This window comes from Dyella lipolytica (genome assembly GCF_030160075.1).
Taxonomy (GTDB): Bacteria; Pseudomonadota; Gammaproteobacteria; order Xanthomonadales; family Rhodanobacteraceae; genus Dyella_B; species Dyella_B lipolytica.
On record NZ_BSNQ01000003.1, the window covers coordinates 1,401,811 to 1,425,408 of the forward strand.

18 protein-coding genes are annotated in these 23,598 nt (G+C 61.6%); 10 read left to right on the forward strand and 8 right to left on the reverse strand.

The features are described from left to right. The first annotated feature begins 4 nt into the window (after positions 1-4). The 9 genes from moaCB to QQL64_RS07670 are packed head-to-tail and all read left to right on the forward strand — an operon-like array spanning position 5 to position 6,553. Positions 5-973: a bifunctional molybdenum cofactor biosynthesis protein MoaC/MoaB gene (gene moaCB / locus QQL64_RS07630; protein WP_284399697.1), complete on the forward strand. Its 969-nt coding sequence runs from the start codon at positions 5-7 to the stop codon at positions 971-973. Next, complete coding sequence (locus QQL64_RS07635; RefSeq protein ID WP_284397767.1) at positions 970-2,223, forward strand: molybdopterin molybdotransferase MoeA; 1,254 nt, start codon at positions 970-972, stop codon at positions 2,221-2,223. The genes moaCB and QQL64_RS07635 overlap by 4 nt, the downstream gene beginning before the upstream one ends. Then, complete coding sequence (locus QQL64_RS07640) at positions 2,220-2,480, forward strand: MoaD/ThiS family protein (RefSeq protein ID WP_284397769.1); 261 nt, start codon at positions 2,220-2,222, stop codon at positions 2,478-2,480. The genes QQL64_RS07635 and QQL64_RS07640 overlap by 4 nt, the downstream gene beginning before the upstream one ends. After that, a complete protein-coding gene (locus QQL64_RS07645) occupies positions 2,477-2,992 on the forward strand; it encodes a molybdenum cofactor biosynthesis protein MoaE (protein ID WP_404601029.1) in 516 nt (171 codons plus the stop codon). The genes QQL64_RS07640 and QQL64_RS07645 overlap by 4 nt, the downstream gene beginning before the upstream one ends. Next, entirely contained in the window at positions 2,976-3,545 is a 570-nt protein-coding gene (gene mobA, locus QQL64_RS07650; RefSeq protein ID WP_284397773.1) for a molybdenum cofactor guanylyltransferase, read from the forward strand. Before QQL64_RS07645 ends, mobA begins: the two co-directional genes overlap by 17 nt. Beyond that, positions 3,542-3,898 carry a hypothetical protein gene (locus QQL64_RS07655; protein WP_284397775.1) on the forward strand — a complete coding sequence of 119 codons (357 nt, stop codon included), beginning with the start codon at positions 3,542-3,544 and terminating at the stop codon, positions 3,896-3,898. The genes mobA and QQL64_RS07655 overlap by 4 nt, the downstream gene beginning before the upstream one ends. After that, complete coding sequence (locus QQL64_RS07660) at positions 3,895-4,812, forward strand: extracellular solute-binding protein (protein WP_284397779.1); 918 nt, start codon at positions 3,895-3,897, stop codon at positions 4,810-4,812. The genes QQL64_RS07655 and QQL64_RS07660 overlap by 4 nt, the downstream gene beginning before the upstream one ends. Continuing rightward, positions 4,809-5,570, forward strand: coding sequence for an ABC transporter permease subunit (locus tag QQL64_RS07665; protein WP_284397781.1), 762 nt, complete (start codon positions 4,809-4,811; stop codon positions 5,568-5,570). Before QQL64_RS07660 ends, QQL64_RS07665 begins: the two co-directional genes overlap by 4 nt. Then, positions 5,570-6,553: an ABC transporter ATP-binding protein gene (locus tag QQL64_RS07670; RefSeq protein WP_284397783.1), complete on the forward strand. Its 984-nt coding sequence runs from the start codon at positions 5,570-5,572 to the stop codon at positions 6,551-6,553. Before QQL64_RS07665 ends, QQL64_RS07670 begins: the two co-directional genes overlap by 1 nt. A gap of 8 nt (positions 6,554-6,561) precedes the next feature. Here QQL64_RS07670 and QQL64_RS07675 read toward each other — a convergent pair whose 3' ends face one another. The 8 genes from QQL64_RS07675 to QQL64_RS07710 all read right to left on the reverse strand — a co-directional run bounded on the left by QQL64_RS07675 (position 6,562) and on the right by QQL64_RS07710 (position 20,173). Next, positions 6,562-6,804: a formate dehydrogenase subunit delta gene (locus tag QQL64_RS07675; protein ID WP_284397784.1), complete on the reverse strand. Its 243-nt coding sequence runs from the start codon at positions 6,802-6,804 to the stop codon at positions 6,562-6,564. Beyond that, the gene (gene fdhD / locus QQL64_RS07680) at positions 6,801-7,652 is read right to left on the reverse strand and encodes a formate dehydrogenase accessory sulfurtransferase FdhD (protein WP_284397788.1); all 852 of its coding nucleotides are present in this window, start codon (positions 7,650-7,652) and stop codon (positions 6,801-6,803) included. Before fdhD ends, QQL64_RS07675 begins: the two co-directional genes overlap by 4 nt. Continuing rightward, complete coding sequence (fdhF, locus tag QQL64_RS07685; RefSeq protein ID WP_284397790.1) at positions 7,633-10,512, reverse strand: formate dehydrogenase subunit alpha; 2,880 nt, start codon at positions 10,510-10,512, stop codon at positions 7,633-7,635. The genes fdhD and fdhF overlap by 20 nt, the downstream gene beginning before the upstream one ends. A gap of 14 nt (positions 10,513-10,526) precedes the next feature. Continuing rightward, positions 10,527-12,086, reverse strand: a complete 1,560-nt coding sequence (locus QQL64_RS07690; RefSeq protein WP_284397791.1) for a formate dehydrogenase beta subunit — start codon at positions 12,084-12,086, stop codon at positions 10,527-10,529. Next, positions 12,083-12,583 (reverse strand): formate dehydrogenase subunit gamma, encoded by a 501-nt coding sequence (locus QQL64_RS07695; RefSeq protein ID WP_284397793.1) that lies wholly within the window; start codon positions 12,581-12,583, stop codon positions 12,083-12,085. Before QQL64_RS07695 ends, QQL64_RS07690 begins: the two co-directional genes overlap by 4 nt. Before the next feature lie 10 nt (positions 12,584-12,593). Beyond that, entirely contained in the window at positions 12,594-14,240 is a 1,647-nt protein-coding gene (locus QQL64_RS07700; RefSeq protein ID WP_284397794.1) for an OFA family MFS transporter, read from the reverse strand. 285 nt (positions 14,241-14,525) lie between these two features. Next, positions 14,526-17,753: a WD40/YVTN/BNR-like repeat-containing protein gene (locus QQL64_RS07705; protein WP_284397796.1), complete on the reverse strand. Its 3,228-nt coding sequence runs from the start codon at positions 17,751-17,753 to the stop codon at positions 14,526-14,528. A 230-nt stretch (positions 17,754-17,983) separates the two neighbouring features. Beyond that, complete coding sequence (locus QQL64_RS07710; RefSeq protein ID WP_284397798.1) at positions 17,984-20,173, reverse strand: TonB-dependent receptor family protein; 2,190 nt, start codon at positions 20,171-20,173, stop codon at positions 17,984-17,986. 209 nt (positions 20,174-20,382) lie between these two features. On the opposite strand from QQL64_RS07710, the gene QQL64_RS07715 reads away from it, so the two are divergent. Continuing rightward, positions 20,383-23,502, forward strand: coding sequence for a WD40/YVTN/BNR-like repeat-containing protein (locus QQL64_RS07715; protein WP_284397799.1), 3,120 nt, complete (start codon positions 20,383-20,385; stop codon positions 23,500-23,502). The last annotated feature ends 96 nt before the right edge of the window (positions 23,503-23,598 follow it).

Below are 23,598 nucleotides of genomic sequence, written 5' to 3' on the forward strand. Positions count from 1 at the left end.
CCATATGGCCGACGTGCGCCATAAGCGCATCACCGCCCGTCGCGCCGTCGCTGTTGGTGAGTTGAGCGCAGGCGCAGCGGCGTTTGCGCAAATCGTCGAACGTCGTTTACCTAAGGGCGATGCCATGACCATGGCCGAGATCGCCGGATTGCAAGGAGCCAAGAACGCCTCGCAGTTGATGCCGCTATGCCATCCGCTGCCGCTGGAATACATCAATGTGCGCTGTGAGCCGGTGAGCGAGCGCCACGCCATCCGCGTGTACTGCGAAGTAGCGACTTTCGCGCGCACCGGCGTAGAAATGGAGGCGCTCGCCGGTGCCAGCGCTGCGTTGCTGACCTTGTACGACCTGACCAAACCGGTCGAGCCCGCGCTGTCGTTCGGCGGCGTGCGATTGCTGTTCAAGGAAGGCGGCAAAAAAGGACTCTGGCTGCACCCGGAAGGCATGAGCGACGCCGAGCGCGAGCATTATCGGCCCCGTGCGATAGCCAGGCTTGAATCCATAACCGCCAAGGTGATCACACTCAGCGATCGCGCCAGCCGCGGCGACTACACCGACACTGCCGGACCGCTGCTGGTCGAGCGCCTGCGCGAGCTGGGCGCAGAGGTGGATCACGGGGAGCTGCGCGCGGACGATCCGGAACCGTTGGCCGCACGCCTGCTGCAATTGGCCGCTGCCGGCACGCAACTTATTGTTTGCACGGGCGGCACCGGTCTGGGTCCGCGCGACCGCACACCGGAGGCGTTGTCGATGGTCGCCGATCGTCATGTCGATGGCATCGGCGAACTATTTCGCAATGAAAGCGGCCAGCACACACAAATGGCATGGTTGAGCCGCGCGGATGCGGTGCTGATCGGCACGACGCTGGTGATCGCCCTGCCCGGTAGCGTCAAGGCGGTAGCCGAGGGCATGGATATCCTCGCACCGATTCTTGCTCACGCGTTGAGCATGGCCGCAGGCGGAGGGCATGCATGAGTCAGGACACGCTCGCTTACGAAGAAGCGTTGCGCATCGTCCTCGCCGCCAGCGTCCGTCTGCCTGCTGAAGATGGTGCGATCGCCGCATGCCTTGGTCGCGTACTCGCTGCCGACGTCACCACCACGACGGCATTGCCGCCGTTCGACAACTCCGCGATGGACGGTTTCGCACTTAGCGGCGATGCCAACCCCGTAACTGCTGGCACCGAACTGGATATCAAAGGCGAACAGGCCGCCGGTGACGGCGTGGTCCGTGCACACGGCGGCGCGTGGGAAATCATGACCGGTGCGCGCATGCCCGATGGCCTCGATCGAGTGATCCCGGTCGAACAGACCGAACGCCTTGCTTCCGCCGCACGCATACGACTGCTCGCCGATGTAGCGCACGGCCAGAACGTGCGCACCGCCGGCTCCGACGTACCGCACGGTGAAACCGTGTTGGCGGCTGGCACCGTATTGGCGCCACAACACCTGATGCTGCTGGCCGCGCTCGGGGTTGCCAAGGTTTTCGTCACCCATCGTCCGCGCGTCGCTGTGCTGTGTACCGGTCGTGAGCTCGTCGACGATCCTGCACAGGCTTTAGCGCCCGGTCAGATCCGCAATTCCAATGGGCCGTTCCTCGCTGCGCGCCTGCCGCTGGCCGGCGCGGAAGTCGTGCATATAGAAACCGTCGGCGATGATGTGTCGGCATTCGAGTCTGCATTGCGACGTGCATTGGATGCCGGTGCGCAAGTGATCGTATCCAGCGGCGCAGTATCGATGGGTCGCTACGACTTCGTACCGCAAGCGCTGGAACATATCGGCGCTAAAACCTTATTCCATAAGGTAGCGATTCGCCCGGGCAAGCCCTTGCTCTTCGCGCGACTGCCCGGTGATGCGCTGCTGTTCGGCCTACCCGGCAACCCTATCGCGGTGGCGGTCGGTCTGCGCTTTTTCATCGAACCTGCATTGCGGGTGATGCTGGGACTGCCGAAAGAAACCCCGCGCCGCGCGCCGCTTGCAGCCACATACAAGAAGAACGTACGCCTACGCTTTCACCTGAAATCCCGCTTGCACATCGATTCACAAGGCCGTCTGGCCGCCGAAGTGCTCGATGGACAGGAGTCCTATCGCATCCGGCCGTTGTCCGATGCGAACGCGTGGGTCGTCGTGCCGGCCGATGTCGATGCTCTGCCTAGTGGGGCTTTGGTCGATGTCTATGGCCCCGGTCACCTCGAATTCCCGTTGCCCCATGAGAGCCTTGCATGAAAGTTCGGATCACCTTGTTCGGTGCGTTGCGCGATGCCGATGCGCGCGGTTTCGTCGAACTGGACGTGCCGGATCACAGCACCATCGCGACTGTGCGTGAAGCATTGCAACATCACCTACGGGAGCACGCGCCCACGATAAGCGTCGGCCTGGTGCAGCGCTCGGCGTTCGCCAGCGACGACGAAATTCTGCACAACCATCGTGTCGTACCGGACAACGGTGAGCTGGCCGTGTTGCCGCCGGTGAGTGGAGGCTGAGCGTGACCGACATCCATACCGCCATCGTCGATATTCGCAGTGCACCGCTGGATCCCGCTGCTGCACTCGACTTTGTCTCCGATCCACGCTTCGGCGGTATCGCCACGTTTATAGGGCGGGTACGCGAGCACAATCTCGGGCGCGTGGTGACCGGCGTCAGCTATGACCTGTTCGAACCGCTGGCGCTGCGCATATTTCACGAGATCGGCGCGCGTGCGCAGTCCGAGATCGGCGGCCCGGTGAAGCTGTACATCGCGCATGCCAAAGGCGACTTGCGCATCGGCGATCTGGCGGTGGTCATTGCCGCGGCCACACCGCATCGCGACGAAGCCTTTCGCGCCTGCCGGCTCGCTATCGAAGCGGTAAAGCATGAGGCACCGATCTGGAAGCAGGAGCATTACACCGACGGCCACAGCGCATGGAGCGAAGGCTGTTCCTTATGCGAAGAACACAAGGAAGCCGAACTGCTGGCGATGAAACACAGTGGAGACGCGCATGGACACAGCCACTGAACCGGCGCCCTGTGTCGGCGTTGTACTTGCCGGCGGGCGCTCCTCGCGCATGGGCCACGACAAGGCCATGCTGCCGTGGCATGGGCGGCCGTTGATCGAACATCAGATCGCCCAACTGCAGGCTGCAGGCGTGGATGCGGTAAAAGTCAGCGGTGACCGTCCCCAATACCAGGGCATCGCCGATCCGTCGGCACATGCCGGCCCTCTCGGCGGCCTCGCCGGCATCGCCGCCGCCTGTGAAGACAGTGAACTGCTCATCGTCCCCGTGGACATGCCGCGCCTGCAGCCTTCGCTGTTGCAACGGCTGCGAACGGAAATGAGCCAAGCTGCCTGCGTGCATTTCGATAGCCATGTACTACCGATGCGACTTCGACTGGACGCGACTTGCCGCAAGGCCCTGGCAGAACTGATGGCTACCGGCGACGATCGCGCACGCTCGCTGCGCGCATTGCAGAACCGCGTCGGCGTAAGCGAAATCCCTCTGGACGCCGACGAGGCCGCGCAGTTGATCGACTGCAATACTGAAGAAGCCTGGCACGAGGTATGCGAATGAGGGTGCAACTGGAAGGCCAGACGCTGCGACTGCGCATCGACGAAGCCGAGCTGGCGCAATTGCTGGCCGGCACCGCCGTCGAGAACCACACCCGTTTACCCGACGGCCGCATCGAGATTCAGCGACTTTGCCTCGCTGCGCGTCTGAGTTGGCAGCGCAACGACGCCGTGTGGCACATCGATATACCCGAGTCGGAAGTGCGCGCACTCAGTGCACGCCTACCCACACGTGAAGGGCTGCGCTTCGATCTGCCGACGCCCCATGGCGAGATGCTACAGGTGTTGTTCGACGTCGATGTACGCGACAGCGCTCGTCAACGTTTGCACAAACCCTCCAAAGGAGATGCAGCATGAAGGTCATGCAACGTTGTGCAGCTTTCATCGCGTTTGCGCTGACCGCTCTTTGCGCAACATCCGCGTCGACCGCCGAAACCGGCTCCGTGTTACGCGTGACCTATGCCGGTTCGATGGGCGTGGTCATGGACGGCGCGATCGGCCCGACCTTCGCCCGCGCGCACGGCATCACCTATCAGGGCATCGGCCAGGGATCGTATGCCTTGGCGCACCTGCTGGCCGCGCATCAACTGCAAGCGGACGTATTCGTCACCATCACGCCGGGACCGATGCAAGTCTTGAAGCAGGCTGGATTGGTGAATCGGGCCGTACCCATCGCCGGCACGCAGATGGTCGTTGCCTACAGCCCGCATAGCCGCTTCGCTGCCGATCTCGCCGCCGCCGCACGTGGTGAAAAACCGTGGTATGACGTGCTGAGCGAACCCGGACTGCGTCTGGGTCGTACCGATCCGGCCATCGATCCGCAAGGCGCCAACGTACTGCTTACCTTGCAGCTTGCCGCGGATTACTACCATCGGCCTGGAATGATGCAGACCATCTCGGGTGCGCCGCAGAACTCGGCACAAATCTTCACCGAACCGTCCTTGATGTCGCGACTGGAAGCAGGCCAGATCGACGCAGCCATCAGCTATCTGAGCGCAGCGCAATCGCATCATTTGCCCACGATCACCCTGCCCGATGCGATCAACCTCGGCGATCCGGCGATGCAGGCGCCATGGTACGACCGCGCCTCGATCACGCTCGACAACGGCAAGACGTTGCGCGTGCAACCGCTGGTGTTTTACGCAGCAGTCTTGAGCAACGCCCAACAACCGGCATTGGCGCGCGACTTCGTGACCTTCCTGCAAAGTCCCGAGGGACAAGCGCTGTTGCGCGAGCATGGCTATAGTCCCGCGCGCGGAACCGATCTGTGAGTCACGCCCGGTTACCCGCCGCAGTCAGTACCTTAACCTTGCTATTGCTGGCGGCGCCGTTTGCAGGCCTTGCGCTCGTCACGCGCTGGAACGAGTTCGGCTTTGCCGACGGCGACGGCAACGCGGTTGCAGTGTCGCTCGTCTATAGCTTGCTTGCACTGGTACTGATCATCGCCCTGGGTACGCCGCTCGCGTGGTGGCTTGCGCGCCGTCAGCTGCGTGGCCTTTGGTTGATCGATACGTTGCTGCTGCTCGCGCTGCTTACGCCGCCACTGGCGATGGGTCTGTTGCTGGCATCGGTGTACGGTCCCTACGGTCCTGCAGGCCATCTGCTGGAGCGTGCAGGATTGATACTCACCAATTCGGCGCCCGCGTTCGTGATGGCGCAGTTCTACAGTGCATTGCCGTATTACGTGATCGCTGCGCGCGCTGCATTTGAAGGTGTGCCGCGCGAACTGGAGCAGATCGCTCTCACCTTGGGCCATTCGCCCTGGCGCAGCTTTTTGCACGTCAGCCTGCCGCTGGCACGCCTCGGTTTGGCGGCGGCGGTTGCATTGGCCTGGGTGCGCGCGCTCGGAGAATTCGGCGCAGTGCTGATCGTCGCCTACTACCCGCAAGGTATTCCAGTGAAGCTGTGGGTGAATCTGCAGAACATCGGTTTGAACGCGGTGTATCCCTTGCTATGGGTGTTCTTTCTGGTGGCAATGCCTTTGCCACTGATACTCGGCCTTGCCGCGCGTCGTCGGCGACTGATCTGATGCGCATCGATTACACCATCGAGCACCCTATCGCGTTGCGCGCGGCTTTCGACGTCGAAGGGTTTACGGTGCTGCTGGGCGCGAGCGGTGAAGGTAAATCGCTGTTGCTGCGTGCGATCGCCGGTTTGGTTTCCGCGCAAGGCGAGCCCTTCGGCGGCATGGCCGCGCAGCATCGCGCGGTGGGTTATCTGCCGCAAGGTTATGCACTGTTTCCGCACCTCAATGCTTGGCGGAACGTCGCCTTTGCGCTGCGTGGGCCGCAACGCCGTGAACACGCGATGCAACTGCTCGAGCGCGTGCATATGGCTGAACTCGCCGAACGCTATCCCGCCACGCTGTCGGGAGGACAACAGCAACGCGTCGCGTTGGCTCGTGCGTTGGCTCGCCGGCCGCAGTTATTGCTGCTGGACGAACCGACATCGGCGCTCGATCCGGTGACACGCGAAGACGTCGTCGCCGAACTGATCGCCGAAGTACACGACTTCGGTATTCCCACGCTTGCCGTCGGTCACGATCCACATCTGGCAGCAGTTGCCGATCGACTGGTGTTGATGCACGACCGCCGCATCATCCAGATCGGTACACCGGAGGCTGTCTACGGGAATCCGGCCAGTGGTGCGGCAGCGCGATTGCTTGGATACCGCAACGTGCATCGCGGATATGTCGAAGGCACGACAAACGCACCACGACTGGCATGGCCGGACGGCGGTGTTTCGTTTCCGATCAATGGTCAGGCCGCGATAGGTGCACACGTCGACTGGATGATCGACCCGGCGGCAATTCGCCTGGCCGATGTGCGTGATGCGTTGCCGAATGCCATCCCGGCTTCGATCGAAGTTCGCCACGTCGATGGCCGTATCACGCAGCTGGGGCTTCGTTGCGGCCAGAGTCGACTGTGGGTAGCGATGTCCGATGGCATGCAGGTACCGGAATCGCCCGCCGTATACTGGCCGCCTACCGCGATTCGTTGTTGGACGCGATAGGATCCAACCTATCCCTTGGCGGCAAGTGCTTTACTGTCCAGCTCCGCCAATCTCTCTACTCCCTTCTTCGCCAGCGGATCCAAGCCTTCGCCGCCGGCGGCGAGGTGCGCCACGATCCGCTTGCGCATACCTGGCTCCCAGAATTTCTTGAGGTGATCGGCGACACCCGCTGCACCCGCAGCCTCATCGGGTTCCGCGGCAAAGTAGCGGCTGATGTCATTGGCCATCGTGACCAGACGTTCGATATTCATGCGCGGACTCCGGCAGCATGCAGCAGTCGCTGCGGATGGGTGTAGACGACAAAGCTGCCCGGTCGTGCAAAACCGACCAGTGTAAGGTGAGTACTTTCGGCAAGATGAATCGCCAACGCGGTGGGAGCGGAAATTGCTGCCATGAACGTGATACCGGCACTGGCCGCTTTCGTCACCATTTCATAGCTGGCGCGGCTGGTCACGATAAGAAAACCCTCTGCCGGATCAATGCGTGCCTTCACCATGGCACCGATCAGCTTATCCAGCGCGTTATGCCGGCCGACGTCTTCGCGAACCATCTGGATGGTGCCGTCGACATCCACCCACGCCGCGGCGTGCACGGAACCCGTCGCCGCATTGACGGGTTGCGCGGCGCGCAGTGTATCGAGCGCGCGCTCCAAGGCCGCCGCTTCGATGCGAGGCCCATTGCCGACGGGTGCAGGATGACGCACCGCATCTTCCAGCATACGCGCACCGCACAAGCCGCAACCGCTGCGTCCGGGCAGCAGACGTTCGCCACCGCGGCCGGCGCGATCCTCGACCACGCTCGAATCCACCTGCATGGCCAACTCGACACCTTCCAGGCGCGGACGCACGTCGATGGATCGCAGTTCTTCCGGCTTTGCCACCAGGCCTTCGCTAAGCGAAAAACCAAGCGCGAAATCTTCCAAGTCCAGCGGCGTCACCATCATCACGGCGAACGGCACATCGTTGTAGACCATCGCCACCGGCACTTCTTCGGTGATGGCATCGTTCAACTGCTCGTGCTCGCCATGGCGGTAACGGTCTACGCGACGCGTCACGTAGCCGTGGTCGATGGACGGTGCTTCAGGGCGTTTCGGCAGCATCCAATAGTGCCTGCTGTTCGTCGGAAAACGCCTGGTAACGCTTCTGCCATTCCGAAGGTTGATTAACGCGCGTGACCTGCACGGCAGTGACCTTGTACTCGGGGCAGTTGGTGGCCCAGTCCGAGTTTTCGGTGGTGATGACGTTGGCGCCGGAACCCGGGAAGTGGAAGGTGGTGTAGACCACGCCCGGCTGCATGCGCTCGGAGATGCGCGCGCGCAGCACAGTCTGGCCCGCGCGGCTTTCAATGCCCGCCCAGTCGTCTTCCTTGATACCGCGTTCCTCCGCATCGTGCGGGTGAATTTCCAGGCGGTCCTCGTCGTGCCACATCACATTGGCGGTACGCCGGGTCTGCGCGCCCACGTTGTACTGGCTGAGAATGCGTCCCGTGGTGAGGATCAGCGGGTGCGTTGCGTTGACCTTCTCCGAAGTTGGCACGTATTCGGTCAGCATAAAGCGGCCCTTGCCGCGCACGAACTCGCCGACATGCATCACTGGCGTACCATCGGGATGCTGCTCGTTGCACGGCCACTGGATCGAGCCGAGCTGGTCGATCTTGTCGAAGCTCACGCCGTGGAAGGTCGGAGTCAACATCGCGATCTCATCCATGATTTCGGATGGATGCTTGTAATGCATCGGATAACCCATCGCGTTGGACAGCAGCTGCGTCACCTCCCAGTCGGCGTAACGGCCTTTCGGCTCCATCACCTTGCGCACGCGCGAAATGCGGCGTTCGGCGTTGGTGAAAGTGCCGTCCTTTTCCAGGAACGAGCAGCCGGGAAGGAACACATGCGCGAACTTTGCCGTCTCGTTGAGGAACAAGTCCTGCACTACCACGCATTCCATCGACTGCAATGCGGCGGTGACGTGCTGGGTATTGGGGTCGGATTGAGCGATGTCTTCACCTTCGATGTACAGGCCCTTGAAGCTGCCGTCGATCGCGGCCTCGAACATATTGGGAATGCGCAGGCCAGGCTCGTCATGCAAAGGCACACCCCAGGCCGCCTCGAACGATCCGCGCACTTCCGCATCGCCGACATGGCGATAGCCGGGGAACTCGTGCGGGAACGATCCCATGTCGCACGAACCCTGCACATTGTTCTGCCCGCGTAGCGGATTCACGCCGACGCCTTCGCGGCCGATATTGCCGGTGGCCATGGCAAGGTTGGCGATACCCATCACCGCCGTCGAACCCTGCGCATGCTCGGTCACGCCCAGACCGTAATAGATAGCCCCATTACCGCCCGTGGCGTACAGACGCGCGGCACCGCGCACCAACGCGGCAGGCACGCCGGTTTCGGCTTCCATCGCTTCCGGGCTGTACTTGTCTTGCGCGACGAACGTACGCCATTTGTCGAACGCCACACGATCACAACGTGCCGCAACGAATGCTTCGTCAACTAGCCCTTCGGTCACGATCACATGAGCCAGCGTATTGAGCACCGCCACATTGGTGCCGGGCTTGAGCTTGAGGTGGTAGTCGGCCTTGATATGCGGCGTACGCACCAGATCGATACGACGCGGATCGACAATGATCAGCTTCGCGCCCGCACGCAGACGCTGCTTCATCTGCGAACCGAACACCGGATGCGCGTCCGTGGGATTGGCGCCGATGATCAGCACGACATCGGTCTGCTCGATGGAATCGAAATCCTGCGTACCGGCAGATTCCCCCATGGTCGCCTTCAAGCCGTAACCCGTCGGCGAATGGCAGACGCGCGCGCAAGTGTCGACGTTGTTATTGCCGAAGCCGGCTCGGACCAGCTTCTGCACTAGATAGGTTTCTTCATTCGTGCAGCGCGAGGAGGTGATGCCGCCGATCGAAAATTTCCCGTAAGCAGCCTGCAGCCGCTTGAACTCGCTGGCGACGTGCGCGATCGCCTCGTCCCAGCTGGCGATGCGCCACGGCTCGTTGATCTTGTTGCGGATCATCGGCGTATTGATACGATCCGGATGCGTCGCGTAACCGATGGCAAAGCGGCCCTTCACGCAGGAGTGGCCATGGTTGGCATGACCGTCCTTGTTCGGCACCATGCGCACGATTTCATCGCCCTTCATCTCGGCGCGGAAGCTGCAACCGACACCGCAGTAAGCGCAGGTCGTGACCGCGCTATGTTCGGCCTGACCGCGATCGATCAACGATTTTTCCGACAATGTTGCCGTTGGGCAGGCTTGCACGCAGGCGCCGCAGGAAACGCATTCGGAATCCAGGAAGCGGTTGTCCTGACTGGCGGCAACTTTCGACTCGAAGCCGCGCCCCTGGATGGTCAGCGCGAACGTACCTTGTACTTCGTCGCAAGCGCGCACACAGCGCGAGCAGACGATGCATTTTGAGGGATCGAAGGTGAAGTACGGGTTGGATTCGTCCTTGGCGACGAAGTGCGGATTGGCTTCGCCTTGCTTCGTCTTTGCATAAACGTGATTGTCGCCATCGTAGCCATAGCGCACTTCGCGTAAACCGACTACACCGGCCATGTCCTGCAGTTCGCAATGCCCGTTGGCCGGACAGGTGAGGCAATCCAGCGGATGATCGGAGATGTAAAGCTCCATCACGCCGCGTCGAATATCGGCCAGTTTCGTCGTCTGCGTGCTGACCTTCATACCGTCGGCGACCGGCGTAGTGCATGAGGCCGGATAACCCTTGCGACCCTCGATCTCAACCAGACACAAGCGGCACGAACCGAAAGCCTCGAGCATATCGGTCGCGCATAACTTCGGAATGTTGATGCCCGCCTGGGCGGCAGCGCGCATCACCGATGTACCTTCCGGCACACTGATGCTGCGGCCGTCGATCTCCAGCGTGATCTGCGTATCCGACTTGACGGCAGGTGTACCGCGGTCGATTTCGACGATGGACAGCATGATGCATTACCTCCTCAGGACGCCTTGCGTTGCGACGTACCTGCGAAATCTTCGGGATAGTGATCGAGCGCGCTGAGCACCGGGAACGGCGCCATGCCGCCCAGCGCACAGAGCGAGCCGGCAAGCATGGTCTGACACAGGTCGCGCAGCAGTACTTCGTTGCGTTCGCGTTCGGCGATGCTGCCTGCGAGCATGCGGTCGATCACCTCGACGCCACGCGTAGAGCCAATGCGACACGGCGTACACTTGCCACAGGATTCAATCGCGCAGAATTCCATCGCGAAACGCGCCTGCGCGGCCATGTCGACCGTATCGTCGAACACCACCACGCCGCCATGGCCGACCATGCCGTTGATGGCGGCAAAGGCTTCGTAATCGATCGGCGTATCCAACTGTGATACGGGAATATACGCACCCAGCGGGCCACCTACCTGCACCGCACGCACCGGACGACCGCTGGCCGTACCGCCGCCGTAATCCTCGATCAATTCGCGCAGCGTAAGACCAAAGGCGCGTTCTACCAGGCCACCGCGCTTGATATTGCCCGCCAGCTGGATCGGCATCGTGCCGCGCGACCGGCCTGTGCCGAAGTCGCGATAAAACGTGGCGCCGCGATCCAGGATGATCGGTACGGTGGCCAGCGTAATCACGTTATTGATGACGGTCGGCTTGCCGAACAACCCTTGGATCGCCGGCAGCGGCGGCTTGAAACGCACCTGCCCGCGCCTGCCTTCGAGGCTTTCCAGCAAGGATGTTTCCTCACCGCATATATAGGCACCGGCAGCCATGCGCACTTCCAGATGGAAGGCTTTGCCACTGCCGCAAATATTCTCGCCGAGATAGCCGCCGGCTTTGGCCGCATCGATCGCCGCTTCGAGTGCGCGTTGCGCATGCGGATATTCGATACGCAGATAGATATAGCCGTGCGTCGCACCGACCGCCAGGCCGGCGATCGTCATGCCTTCGATCAGCACGAAGGGATCGCCTTCCATCACCATGCGATCCGAAAAAGTGCCCGAATCACCTTCGTCGGCATTGCATACGATGTATTTCTGATCCGCCGTCGCATCGAAGCAGGTTTTCCACTTGATGCCTGCAGGAAACGCCGCGCCGCCACGACCGCGCAGACCGGAATCGGTAACAGCCTGCACAATGGCAGCAGGTTCCATTTTCAACGCGGCGGCGAGACCGCGATAACCGCCATGCGCGCGGTAATCGTCCAGGCTGCGCGGATCGACGATGCCTACGCGTGCGAAGGTGAGTCGCTGCTGGCTCTTTAGCCAGGGAATGTCTTCGGTGGGACCTAATGCCAGGACATCGTCGCCGCCATGCAGGAAATCGGCATCGAACAACGCGGCGACATTCCCCGGCTGCACCGGTCCATAGGCCACGCGTCCTTGGCCTGTCTCCACTTCCACCATCGGTTCCAGCCAGTACAGGCCGCGTGAACCGTTGCGCACGATGCGTACGTCGGCGTTGCGCACTGCGGCTTCGGCAGCGATCGCTTTCGCCACGGCCTCGGCACCCAATGACAGCGCGCTGGCATCGCACGGCACGTAAACCGTCACGCTCATGTCGCCTCCGATTGCAGCCACGCGTCGAAACTTTCGGGGGTGACCCTGCCCTTCAATTCGTCATCGACCATCATCGCCGGCGAACAGGCGCAGTTGCCCAGACAGTAGACCGGCTCCAGCGTCCACGCGCCGTCGGCCGTTGTCTCATGAAAATCCACGCCAAGCCGTTGCTTGATGTGCTGTTCCAGTTTCATCGCACCCATCGACTGACAAGATTCCGCGCGGCACAGGTAGATGACGCGCTTGCCGGCCGGATGCGTGCGAAAGAAGTGATAGAACGAAACGACGCCATGCACGTCGGCACGCGAGAGGTTCATTTCGCGTGCTAGCAGCGGTATCGCATCCTCCGGCACATAACCCAATGCGGATTGAATACCGTGCAACACCGGCAACAGCGCGCCCGGCTGATCCTTCAGCCGGGCGGTTACGTCGAGTACCGCATCGCGGATCTTCTCGTCGATCTGCGGCAGCGACGTAACGTTTTTTACGGATTTCATTCAGTCGACCTCAGAAGAGTGCAGCGGCCTTGCTGAGGGCTATCCATACGCCAATCAGGAACGGGATGCCTACCAGCGCCCAGGCCACGATGCCCACCACGCCGAAGCTTCCGCGCGCCGCGTCGCCGGCACTTGCCGTGACAAGAGGCGCCTCGTGCTGTAACGCGCGTTCGCGCGCAAGCTCCTCAGGTGTCATATGGTGCGCTTCCTTGACCGGCTTGACCAGCAAGTTGGCGATCAGCCCGATGAACAACAAACCGGCCAGAATGTACAAAGTGCGGTCGTAAACCAGGCTCTTGGCGACGCCCGCATCGAGTTGCGCCTGACGCACCGCGGCGATCAGAAACGGCCCCGCTACGCCCGCCACCGACCATGCAGTGAGCAGGCGTCCGTGAATGGCGCCAACCATTTGTGTACCAAAAATGTCCGCCAGGTAAGCCGGCACCGTAGAGAAGCCGCCGCCGTACATCGACATGATCACGCAGACGGCAATCACGAACATGGCGGCGAGGCCCAGGTGTCCCAGTGTCGGCAAAGTGCAATACAACACGATGCCGAGCACGAAGAACACCGCATAGGTGGTCTTGCGCCCGATGAAGTCGGATGTGGATGCCCAGAAAATACGGCCTAGGCTGTTGAACAGACTGATCAATCCGACCAACCCTGCCGCGGAAGCAGCAAGCGCAGCCTTCTGCACCGTCGTCAGCGCTACGGTCGTACCCACGCCAAGCAGGCGTCCGCCGAATACATCCTGCAGCATCGGGCTGGCCATCGCGAGCACGCCGATGCCGGCCGTCACATTCATGCACAGCACGATCCAGAGCAACCAGAACTGCGGCGTTTTCCAGGCGGTGTTCAAATGCACATGGTGCTGGGTGATCAGCTTGTTCGACGACGCTGCGGGTGCGCTCCAGCCTTTCGGCGCCCAGCCATTTGGCGTAACCCGGAAGCCGAACGCGCCGGCGGCCATCGCAATGTAATAAATGATGCCCATCACGATCAAGGTATTGGCCACGCCAGGCACGTCGCCGCGGGTGAAATGCGCCATCAGAGCCACCGCGATCGGCGCACCGATCATCGCACCACCGCCGAAGCCCATGATCGCGAAACCGGTCGCCATACCGCGACGATCCGGAAACCATTTGATCAAGGTAGACACCGGCGTGATATAGCCGAGGCCCAGCCCCACGCCGCCGAGCACACCGCAGCCCAGGAAAACCAGCCACAACTGGTGCATCGACACGCCGATACCGCCGAGGACCAGTCCACCGCCCCAGCACAGCGCGGCGATGAAACCGGCCTTACGAGGACCGGCGCGCTCAAGCCAGCCGCCCCAGATCGCCGCTGAAATACCCAGCATCGCGATGAAGGTTTCAAAAATGTGCGTGACCGCCGGCACGGTCCAGTTGCACGATGTCGCAAACAGCTGGGCGAAGAAACCTAAGCTTTCGCAGCTGGCCGCACCGGGCACCAGCTTGCTCATCGGCAACCAGAACACCGAAAAGCCATACGCCATGCCGATACACAAATGGATGGCCAAAGCCGCCGGTGGTACCAGCCACCGATTGAAGCGCGGACCTGCAATGGTGCGTTCCCTTGCCAACAATCCCGGCGCTTTTCCACTAGGCGCCGATACAGCCTCAGGCACGACAGTCATAATTGCTTCCCCTTGTTAAGCATGGGACAACTCAACTGATACATCGCTCTAGCGACACGACTAACTTTAGCCCAAGCGTAGCCGCAAGCGCTTACGACTTAAGTCGACTATTTATCGCTGCGCAACATGTCATATTCGAGAAGACATGCCGCAGCGCTCCAAGTTTATGTATGCGGGCAAAGTTTTAAGGCAACGGGACAGCTGCACGGCAGTCTATACCGTCGTGCAGCGCAATATGGCTACCGATGTTACGCGCACGACATCGACTGCCGTACGCGTATTGCCTCAGGGCATGTCGTCCGAATCGGCCGGCCCATCGACATGAATCTGATTCGCCGCCGGCACCGTGATCGGCTTCATGCCGGCCGCCTGCAAATGCGTGTTCAGCGCCGCCAGATCCGTGGTGCGAATCGACTGCCATTGCGTCACCGCCTTGTCGAGATTCGCCTTGTATTCGGCAAATGCCTGCTGCTGACCAGCAGTCGGCGCGCGATCGGCACCTTCCACGTCGGTGGCGATGCCGGTGAGCGCATCGTTCATTGCGGCCAGGTTGGTGGATGTTTCGGCGTCACCTGATACCAGCGGATCGGTCTTCTTGCGCAGCGCGTCGACTTCATCGCGCAAGGGTTTGTGCGCGGCATCGGGACCGAGTTTTTTCTGCAACTCGTCGAGCTGGCCACGCACGGATTCCAGTTCGCCATCCCCCTGCCAGACTTGCTGCAAGGCGGCGCCGATCTCGCGCGAGAACGCCAGGCCAGCGGCCAGCGCGTCGTGATCGGGCGTAACACGCGGATCCATCGTCACCGTCAGAGGCGCGCGATACGACTTGCCATCGACGGTGAGCACGACCTGATAGTTGCCCGGCAACACCAGCGGGCCTTCGGGCGTAAGCGGCGTATCCGAATCCCAGGTCGCGGCAATGCTGTAGCCATACAGCAGCGCCTGCGGGCGCGGATAGCGCAGGTTCCAGACAAAGCGATGCGCTCCGGCGGTGGTGCCCAGTGTTTCCGGAGAACCCAGCCAGCCTTTGGTGAAGTAGCGCTCTGCTGGGAGCTTTTCCGGTTTGTCCGCACTCGAAAAGTGACGCACGGTCTTGCCGTCACTATCGAGGATATCCAGCGTTACCGATCCCTTGGCGGCGCTCGCCAGCTGGTAATCGATGATCGCGCCGGCCGGCGGATTCTTGCCTAGCGGTTCATCCTGCGGCAGCGGCGTGTCGCGGTTTTCGTTGGCGCGCACGCGCACCGCGGACGCCGGTTTGTAGAGCACGGTTTCGCGTCCCGCATTTGCATTGGCCTGGCGCAGCGGCGTGATGTCATCGAGGATCCAGATCGCGCGTCCCTGTGTGCCGACGATCAGGTCGTTGTCATGCACCAGCAAATCGCGCACCCACGCAGTCGGCAAATTGCGCTGCAAGGATTGCCAATGTGCGCCGTCGTCAAACGACACGAACACGCCGCGATCCGTGCCGGCGAACAGCAGACCTTCGCGCTGCGTGTCGACACGTACCACGCTGACAAAATCATCTTGCGGCAAGCCCGCGGCGATGTCCGTCCAGGTCTTGCCGTAATCGCTCGTGCGCCAGGCGTGCGGACGGAAATCGTCCTGCCGGTGGTTATCGACAGCGATATAAGCCGTTCCCGCATGCAAAGCGGACGCATCGACCGAGCTGACAATGCCCCAGCTCGGTAGATCCTTCGGCGTGATGTTCTGCCAGTTCTTGCCTACGTCGCGGGTTAGCTGGACCGAACCGTCGTCCGTGCCGATCCAGATTTCGTCATTGCTGAGCGGCGACGGTGCGATGCTGTAGATCACCCCATAACCGCAGTCATGCGCCTGCTGCGCGGTCGGATTGCCGTCGCAATCTTTGGCATCTGCTTTCTTACCGCTGAGATCGGGACTGATGACGTCCCAGTGCTGACCCTGGTCGGTGCTGCGGAACAGCACCTGTGCGCCCAAATACAACGCATACGGCGCTTTCGCCGAAAAGGCGATCGGCGTGATCCACGTGTAGTGATATTTGAAGTTGGTCGGTCGCTGGCCGTAACTGTTCACTGGCCACGCCGTCACATTCTGCACGACGCCCGTGTTGCGATCCCAGCGAGAGACGCGACCGCCAAGACCGGAACCGAAGACGATGTTCGGATCACCCGGATAAGGCAGATCGTAGTCGCGCTCATCGCCACCTACCGGTCGCCAATCGCGATAGGAAATAGCACCGTAATCGCTGCGGCTGGCGATGCCGACCGTGCCCGAATCTTGCTGGCCGGAATAAATCCAGTACGGGAACTGATTGTCGGCACCCAGGTGATAGAACTGGCCGGTGGGCTGGTTGTACCAGCTGCTCCAGCTCTGTCCGCCATTCACGCTCACCACCGCGCCCTGGTCGCTCGCGGCGATCATGCGTTGCGGATTTTTCGGATTGATCCACAGGAAGTGGTAATCGTCGCCACCCGGCGCACCCTTGAACACTTCCCAATGCTTGCCACCGTCGTCGGAACGACGGATCGACTGACCCGCCGAATAGATACGATCGCGATCGCTGGGATCGACGGTGATGCGGCTGAAGTAATCGTTGGGCAACCACGATTCGTGGCTCACCGCCTGCCAGTTCGCGCCGCCGTCGTCGGAGCGGTACAAGCCGCTTTGCTGATGCGAGGTTGCGTCGTTGACCACGGCGTACACACGACCGCCGCTGGTGGTAGCAAGACCGACGCGCGCCAGCGAGCCGGTCGGCCAACCGTTCCCGCTTATGCGCTTCCAGGTCACGCCGCCATCGACGGATTTGTACAGACCACTGCCCGGCCCCGCGTTCGGCTGGAAATACGACAGCCATGGATAGTTGCGCACTTGCCACGCCGCCGCGTACACGATCTTCGGATTGGACGGATCGGTGGCCATATCCACCACGCCGGTATCGGCGTCGATAAACAAGGTCTGCGTCCAGGTCTTGCCACCGTCGGTCGAGCGATACACGCCGCGCTCTTTATTCGGGCCGAAGTAATGGCCGAGCACGCCGACCAGCAAGGTGTTCGCATCGTGCGGATCGACCACGATGGCACCAATGTGCTTGCTCTCGATCAGGCCCACGTGCTGCCAGCTCTTGCCGCCGTCGGCCGAGCGATACACGCCGTTGCCGGCCGCCACGTCGTAGCGCGCGGCGACCTGGCCGCTGCCTGCGTAGACCACGTTCGGATTCGACGGCGCGACGGCCAACGCACCGATCGGCGCCGTCGCCACGTTGTCGAAGGTCGGCTCCCAGGTGCGTCCGGCATCGTTGGTCTTCCACACGCCGCCGCCAGCGGTGCCGATATAGAACGTATCCGGCTTGCTGGGATCGCCTGCCGCCATGGTCGCCCAGCCGCCGCGGAAAGGACCGACCTGACGCCACTCGAGCGCGCCGGTCGCATGATCTGGCGTGGGCAACGCATCGGCATGCAACGGCACAGCGTTGGCAAGCAGCCATGCGCATGCGATTGCCGAAAGAGGACGAAGCAGAGAGCGTGTCGACATGATGAGTTCCTGTTATAGGAAAAATAGCCGCCTTTCCTCCTCTCCCCCTTGGGACGCGGGGAGGGGCCATGGATGGCCCCGTTTTGAGGAGCGAGGAAGAGGATCGAGGTGAGGGGACATTCTTGCCAAAACCTACATCGAAGCGATGCTCTGAATCATCATCTTCGCAAGATTGGCCCCTCACCCCAGCCCTCTCCCCTAGGGGGAGAGGGAGTAATGCTTGCAGTGCGTTAGAAACTCAAATCAAAACCCGTGTACCACGTTCGACCGAAGGCCGGTTCAAGCCCGTTCTGCCAAACGCGATCGAAGTACTTGCGATTGCCCAGATTGCTGATACCGGCCAATAACTTCAGCGAACGATTCAACCGCCAATCCGACGCCAGGTCCAGCACCGTATACGCCGGCATGCGCGCCGGCATATAAGTTTCGCCGCTGCCATAAGATTTGTCGGAGTCCTGCCAATACTGCGCCGCGGAGGAAACCGCGGTAAGACTGAGCTTGACGCGCTCGTTGCGCCAGGTCACCCCGGTCTTCACCAGATAGGCAGGCGAAAACGCGGGCACCTTGCCGACTTGCCCAGGAATATCGCTGCCAGTGAATTTCGCATTGAGCAGGCTGACGTTGACGAAGGTCTCCAAATGCTGACCTTGCGTCGCCCACTGCGTCGGCGCGAAGAAATCGTAGTCGAGCTGGCCTTCCAGGCCGCGGCTGCGCGTGTCGCCAGTATTTACCTCGATCGTGTCGATAGCGTTGATGTACTGCGTTTCCAGCCGGTTCCTGAAATCGATCCAGAACAGGCTGACGTCGTAGTACAGGCCAGTGACCGGCGCACCATGCACGCCGGCCTCCCACGACACCGATTTGGACAGTGCTGCCGCGTGCCCCGGCATCAAGTTGCTGAAGGGCGAGGCGATGTCGAAGTAGCGCAACGGTCGCCAGCCTTGCGACACGTTGAAGTAGGTTTCGTTGCCGTGACCGAAATCGTTGCCGAGCCCTAAGCCGAACAGCGGCACATTGCGGTTGTCGGTTTCATGGATGAACGGTCGGGAGAGAAAGGGCGGACGAACCGTTTCGTCCACCGAAATCTGCTCGTGCTCAAGACGCACCGAAGGCACGATATGGATGCGATACGGCAAACGGAACACGTTCTCGGCGAACAGCGATGCGTATTGCGAAGTCCTACTTTGATTCAAGACCGACGTGCCGCTGTGGTCGTCACGATCGATCAGCAGGTTCGGACTGCTCCACTGCCGGAACGGATCGTCCCCATGAAACAACACGGTGCCGATGGTGAAGGCATTGCCCTGCCCCCAGTTCTTGCGCAGGCGTACATCCGCGCCCATGGTGTGGAACGCTTCATCTTGCAGCGTGGTGCTGGTCGGTGGCGGCTGCAATGGCAGCTCCGCTTTCGCCGAACGGCTGACCAGATCCTGATACGTAAACCACAGCTTGGCTTCAAGATGCCAGTTGTCGCCGAAATCGCGCGTATGACCTAGCACCAGCTGATCGCGGTTCACCCAGTCGCGGTTGTAAGGCGTGTTGACGGTGCGCGGATCCTGCCGCCATTGCGTGTAACTCAGGCGTCCCGGGTCGCCGGATACGGCGCTGATCGCATGGAAATCCAGCCACCAAAGTTGCTGCTGATCGGGCTGATAGCCGAGATAAAAATCGACCTGCCGATTCTGCGAGCCGTCGTTCGCGCGCGTGCCGTCGCTGTGCACATAGCCCGCATCAGCGCGGAATGCCCACGCGCCCTGGTTCCGCTCGATAACGTTGTAACTGGAGAACAGGCCGTGCTCACCCACCACCTGTTCGGTGGTCACGGTCAACGGTGTACCCGGCGCGGGCCGCTTCGACACCAAGTTGATCACCGGTGCGGGCTCCGGCCCGTACAGCAGGCTGGAACCGCCGCGGATCAGCTGCACTTCGGACAGGCTCTGCGTCATCGGAAACGCATACAGCGTCGGAAAGCCGATCCAATCGCCTTCCAGCGGAATGCCGTCCTGCATCACCAGCACGAATTCCGATTCCTGTGGATTGCCGACGCCGCGATAGTTGAAGTTGAACTGCGTCGGCGTGGGCTGTTCCGACACCAGCACGCCCGGCGTGCGCGCCAGCACCTGATTGAGGTTGTTGCCGATCACCGTGGGCTGGTTGTCGAGATGGGTGACCGTGGTTTTCTTGGTCACCGTGATCTTGGGGCCGTCGACTTCCGGCATCTGATAGACCAGCTTGGCTTTGAGGTACTTGCGCCAGTCGTCGGCGCGCACGTTCACCGTAGGTAGGTTGACGGCCTTCGGGGTCGTGCTCTGGTCTTCACCGGTATCGCTGTTCGGCTGCGTCGATTGTGCGAATGCAGAAAGGGGAGCCAGCGAAATCAACAGGGCAAGCGGCAAGGCAGCACGACGCAGGGGCGGCATCCAACATCCAGTCAAAGCGGGAGAGCCGCCTGTTATCGCGCACTGCCGAGACCGATGACCATATGCCATGCGTTTACCCTGGATTGCTTGCCAAGCGACCGCCGATGCGAAGTACATCGGTTATGGTCTAACGTTGTCCGGCCTACCCCGCAAGCCGCCTGACACCTTACATCCCATCATCCGATAACGCTTTCCCAGGGGATTCCAACATGCAATTGCGTCGCCTCGCCCTGTTCACGCTGGGCATCTCCACCGCATTGGCCGCACACGCGGTGGTCGAACCCTCGTTGTTCCAGGATCTGCACTGGCGCCTGATCGGCCCCTTCCGCGGTGGCCGCGTGCTCGCGGTGAGCGGCATTCCCGGCGACGAACGTCATTTCTACTTTGGCGCGGTGGATGGCGGCGTGTGGAAGACCAACGATGCAGGCCGCACCTGGCAGCCGATCTTCGACGACCAAGGCGTGGGATCGATCGGTGCGCTGGCCCTGGCGCCCTCCCGACCGGACACTATCTATGTGGGCAGCGGCGAAGCCGACATGCGTTCGGACATCGCGCATGGCAACGGCATGTATAAGTCCACCGATGGCGGCAAGCATTGGAGCCATATCGGCCTGGAAGATACGCGACAGATCGGACGCATCCTGATCGATCCGCGCAATCCCGACGTGGTGTTCGTCGCAGCACTGGGCCATGCCTACGGCCCCAACGCCGAACGCGGCGTGTTCCGCTCCACCGACGGCGGCCAGCACTGGAGCAAGGTGCTGTTCAAAGACAACGACACCGGCGCCATCGATCTCGCCTTCAAACACGGCGATCCGAACACCATCTATGCCGCGCTCTGGCAAACGCGCCGTCCGCCGTGGAGCGTCTACCCGCCGTCGAACGGGCCGGGTACTGGCTTGTATGTTTCGCACGACGCTGGCGCGCACTGGACGCAGATCAAAGACAACGGCTTTCCCGCACATCCGGGACGCATCGGTTTGGGCGCGTCACCCAGCGAGCCCAATCGCATTTACGCCTTGGTCGATGCACCCGACGGCGAAGGTGGCCTCTACCGTTCCAACGACGGCGGCGTGCATTGGCAGCATGTCACCGACGATCAGCGCATCTGGCAGCGCGGCTGGTATTTCAACCGCATCACTGTCGATCCGAAGAATGCAGATCGCGTGTACGTGATGAACACCATCGTGTTGCGTTCGGACGACGGCGGCAAGCATTTCATGGCACTGAAGGGCGATCCCACCGGCGACGACTTCCATGAAATGTGGATCGACCCGACCAACGGGAATCGCCAGATCCTCGGCGTCGACCAGGGCACGCTGATCACGCTCAACGGCGGCACGACGTGGAGCAGCTGGTACAACCAGCCCACCGCACAGATCTACCACGTCAGCACCGACAATCGCTTTCCGTATTGGGTGTACGGCGCACAGCAGGATTCCGGCGCGGTGGCGCTGCCCAGCCGCACGGGTTCGCGCGACGGCATCACCATGGAGCAATTCCACGAAATCACGCCCGGCGGCGAAAGCGGCATGATCGCGCCCGACCCGGACGATCACGACATCATCTATGGCAGCAACGTAGACAAGCTGGATATGCGCACCGAGCAGGTGCGCAATATCGATCCCACGCTGGCCTACCCCGCCGCGCACTATCGCAGCGCGTGGACGCTGCCGCTGGCGTTCTCCAAACGCAACACCAAGGTGCTGTACTTTGCCAACCAGCGCCTGTTCCGCACTGCCGACGGCGGCGATCATTGGGCACCGATCAGTCCCGATCTCACGCGCGAAGATGCGGGCGTGCCCGCCAATCTCGATGCGGTGACCGCCGCTGACGACAGTCATGTCGATAAACGGCGCGGCGTGATCTACACCATCGCGCCTTCGCCGCTCAGCGCGCAGATACTGTGGGCAGGCACCGACGATGGACTGGTATGGCGCACCGACGACGAAGGCGCGCACTGGAACAATGTGACGCCCGCGGCTCTGACGCCGTGGTCCAAGGTGGGCGGCATCGAACTTTCTCACTTCAGCGCCGATGTCGCTTATCTAGCCGTCGATCGCCATCGACTCGACGATGACGCACCCTACATCTATCGCACGACAGATGGCGGCAAGAGCTGGACGCGCATCGACAGCGGCATTCCATCCGACAGCTTCGTCAACGTCGTGCGCGAAGATCCCGTGCGCAAGGGCCTGCTCTATGCCGGCACCGAAAAGGGCATGTATGTGTCCTTCGATGACGGTGCCCACTGGCAGCCGTTGCAGCAAAACCTGCCGCCCACTTCTGTGCGCGACATTGATGTACACCAGGATGACCTGGTGATCGCCACGCACGGCCGCGGTTTCTGGATCATGGATGACGTGACCGCCCTGCGTCAGATGGATGGCGTAAATACCGACACGGTCACGCTGTTCAAACCGGCGGATGCCATTCGCGTGCGCCGAGCCGAGTTCACCGGTACGCCGCTCCCGAAAGACGAGCCGATGGCAGCGAATCCACCCGATGGCGCCATCATCGACTACACGCTGCCCAAGCACGTCAAAGGACCGATAACGCTGACTGTATTCGATGCACAGAACAATACGGTGCGCAGCTTCAGCAGCGACGACAAGCCGCCGATGCTGGATCCGGTGAAACTGGAAATCGCACCGGAGTGGGTTCCGATTCCCACGCCACTCTCCACCGCACCGGGCATGCATCGTTTCGCATGGAATCTGCGTTACGCCGCCAAGGGCGAAGCCCAACCTCACAAGCGGCCCAAGGATGGTGTATGGGCACCGCCTGGTCGCTACACCGTCGAATTGAACGTCGACGGGCGTCGTTATCGGCAACCGCTGGAGATCAAGCCGGATCCGCGTGTGACGGTTTCTCCGGAAGCGATGCAGCGCGAGTTTGCCCTCGCCAACAAGGTGGAAACGACGTCAGCGCAGGCATCTTCGGCCAGTGCGGAAGCCGGTCGCCTGCTCAAGGCGCTGGATGAGCAGCAAGCGCACAGCAGTGGCGCGCTGCACGATCAGATTGCGGCGTTGATTGCGCAGACATCCGATCTATCCGGTGTGCCGTTGCACGTCGACCCGCGCAACTCGATACCTACGCCACCCCGTCGCACGGATAGCCTAGTGGCGCTGTCGATGAATCTGGAAAAACTCGGCAGCGCGGTCGATGGGGCCGATGCCGATCCGAGCGCCGATGCGCAGACATCCTACGATACGCTGTCGCACACGCTCGCCGCCACGCTCAACGCATGGCAGCAGCTGAAACAACATGATCTCGCGGCGCTCAACGACAAGCTGAAGGCCGCTGGGGACAAACCGATTACGTTATGACTAGACGATTTAGCCCCTCTCCCTTTGGGAGAGGGGTTGGGGTGAGGGTACGATTCTTGCGCGATGCTTCATTTCCCTTCTTCACCGCTCCGATCG

What these genes read in the sequence shown, in the direction of transcription:
- moaCB (WP_284399697.1), top strand. Translation starts at nt 5, where the DNA reads ATGGCCGACGTGCGCCATAAGCGCATCACCGCCCGTCGCGCCGTCGCT.
- QQL64_RS07635 (WP_284397767.1), top strand. Translation starts at nt 970, where the DNA reads ATGAGTCAGGACACGCTCGCTTACGAAGAAGCGTTGCGCATCGTCCTC.
- QQL64_RS07640 (WP_284397769.1), top strand. Translation starts at nt 2,220, where the DNA reads ATGAAAGTTCGGATCACCTTGTTCGGTGCGTTGCGCGATGCCGATGCG.
- mobA (WP_284397773.1), top strand. Translation starts at nt 2,976, where the DNA reads ATGGACACAGCCACTGAACCGGCGCCCTGTGTCGGCGTTGTACTTGCC.
- QQL64_RS07655 (WP_284397775.1), top strand. Translation starts at nt 3,542, where the DNA reads ATGAGGGTGCAACTGGAAGGCCAGACGCTGCGACTGCGCATCGACGAA.
- QQL64_RS07660 (WP_284397779.1), top strand. Translation starts at nt 3,895, where the DNA reads ATGAAGGTCATGCAACGTTGTGCAGCTTTCATCGCGTTTGCGCTGACC.
- QQL64_RS07670 (WP_284397783.1), top strand. Translation starts at nt 5,570, where the DNA reads ATGCGCATCGATTACACCATCGAGCACCCTATCGCGTTGCGCGCGGCT.
- QQL64_RS07675 (WP_284397784.1), bottom strand. Translation starts at nt 6,804, where the DNA reads ATGAATATCGAACGTCTGGTCACGATGGCCAATGACATCAGCCGCTAC.
- fdhD (WP_284397788.1), bottom strand. Translation starts at nt 7,652, where the DNA reads ATGCTGCCGAAACGCCCTGAAGCACCGTCCATCGACCACGGCTACGTG.
- fdhF (WP_284397790.1), bottom strand. Translation starts at nt 10,512, where the DNA reads ATGCTGTCCATCGTCGAAATCGACCGCGGTACACCTGCCGTCAAGTCG.
- QQL64_RS07690 (WP_284397791.1), bottom strand. Translation starts at nt 12,086, where the DNA reads ATGAGCGTGACGGTTTACGTGCCGTGCGATGCCAGCGCGCTGTCATTG.
- QQL64_RS07695 (WP_284397793.1), bottom strand. Translation starts at nt 12,583, where the DNA reads ATGAAATCCGTAAAAAACGTTACGTCGCTGCCGCAGATCGACGAGAAG.
- QQL64_RS07700 (WP_284397794.1), bottom strand. Translation starts at nt 14,240, where the DNA reads ATGACTGTCGTGCCTGAGGCTGTATCGGCGCCTAGTGGAAAAGCGCCG.
- QQL64_RS07705 (WP_284397796.1), bottom strand. Translation starts at nt 17,753, where the DNA reads ATGTCGACACGCTCTCTGCTTCGTCCTCTTTCGGCAATCGCATGCGCA.
- QQL64_RS07710 (WP_284397798.1), bottom strand. Translation starts at nt 20,173, where the DNA reads ATGCCGCCCCTGCGTCGTGCTGCCTTGCCGCTTGCCCTGTTGATTTCG.
- QQL64_RS07715 (WP_284397799.1), top strand. Translation starts at nt 20,383, where the DNA reads ATGCAATTGCGTCGCCTCGCCCTGTTCACGCTGGGCATCTCCACCGCA.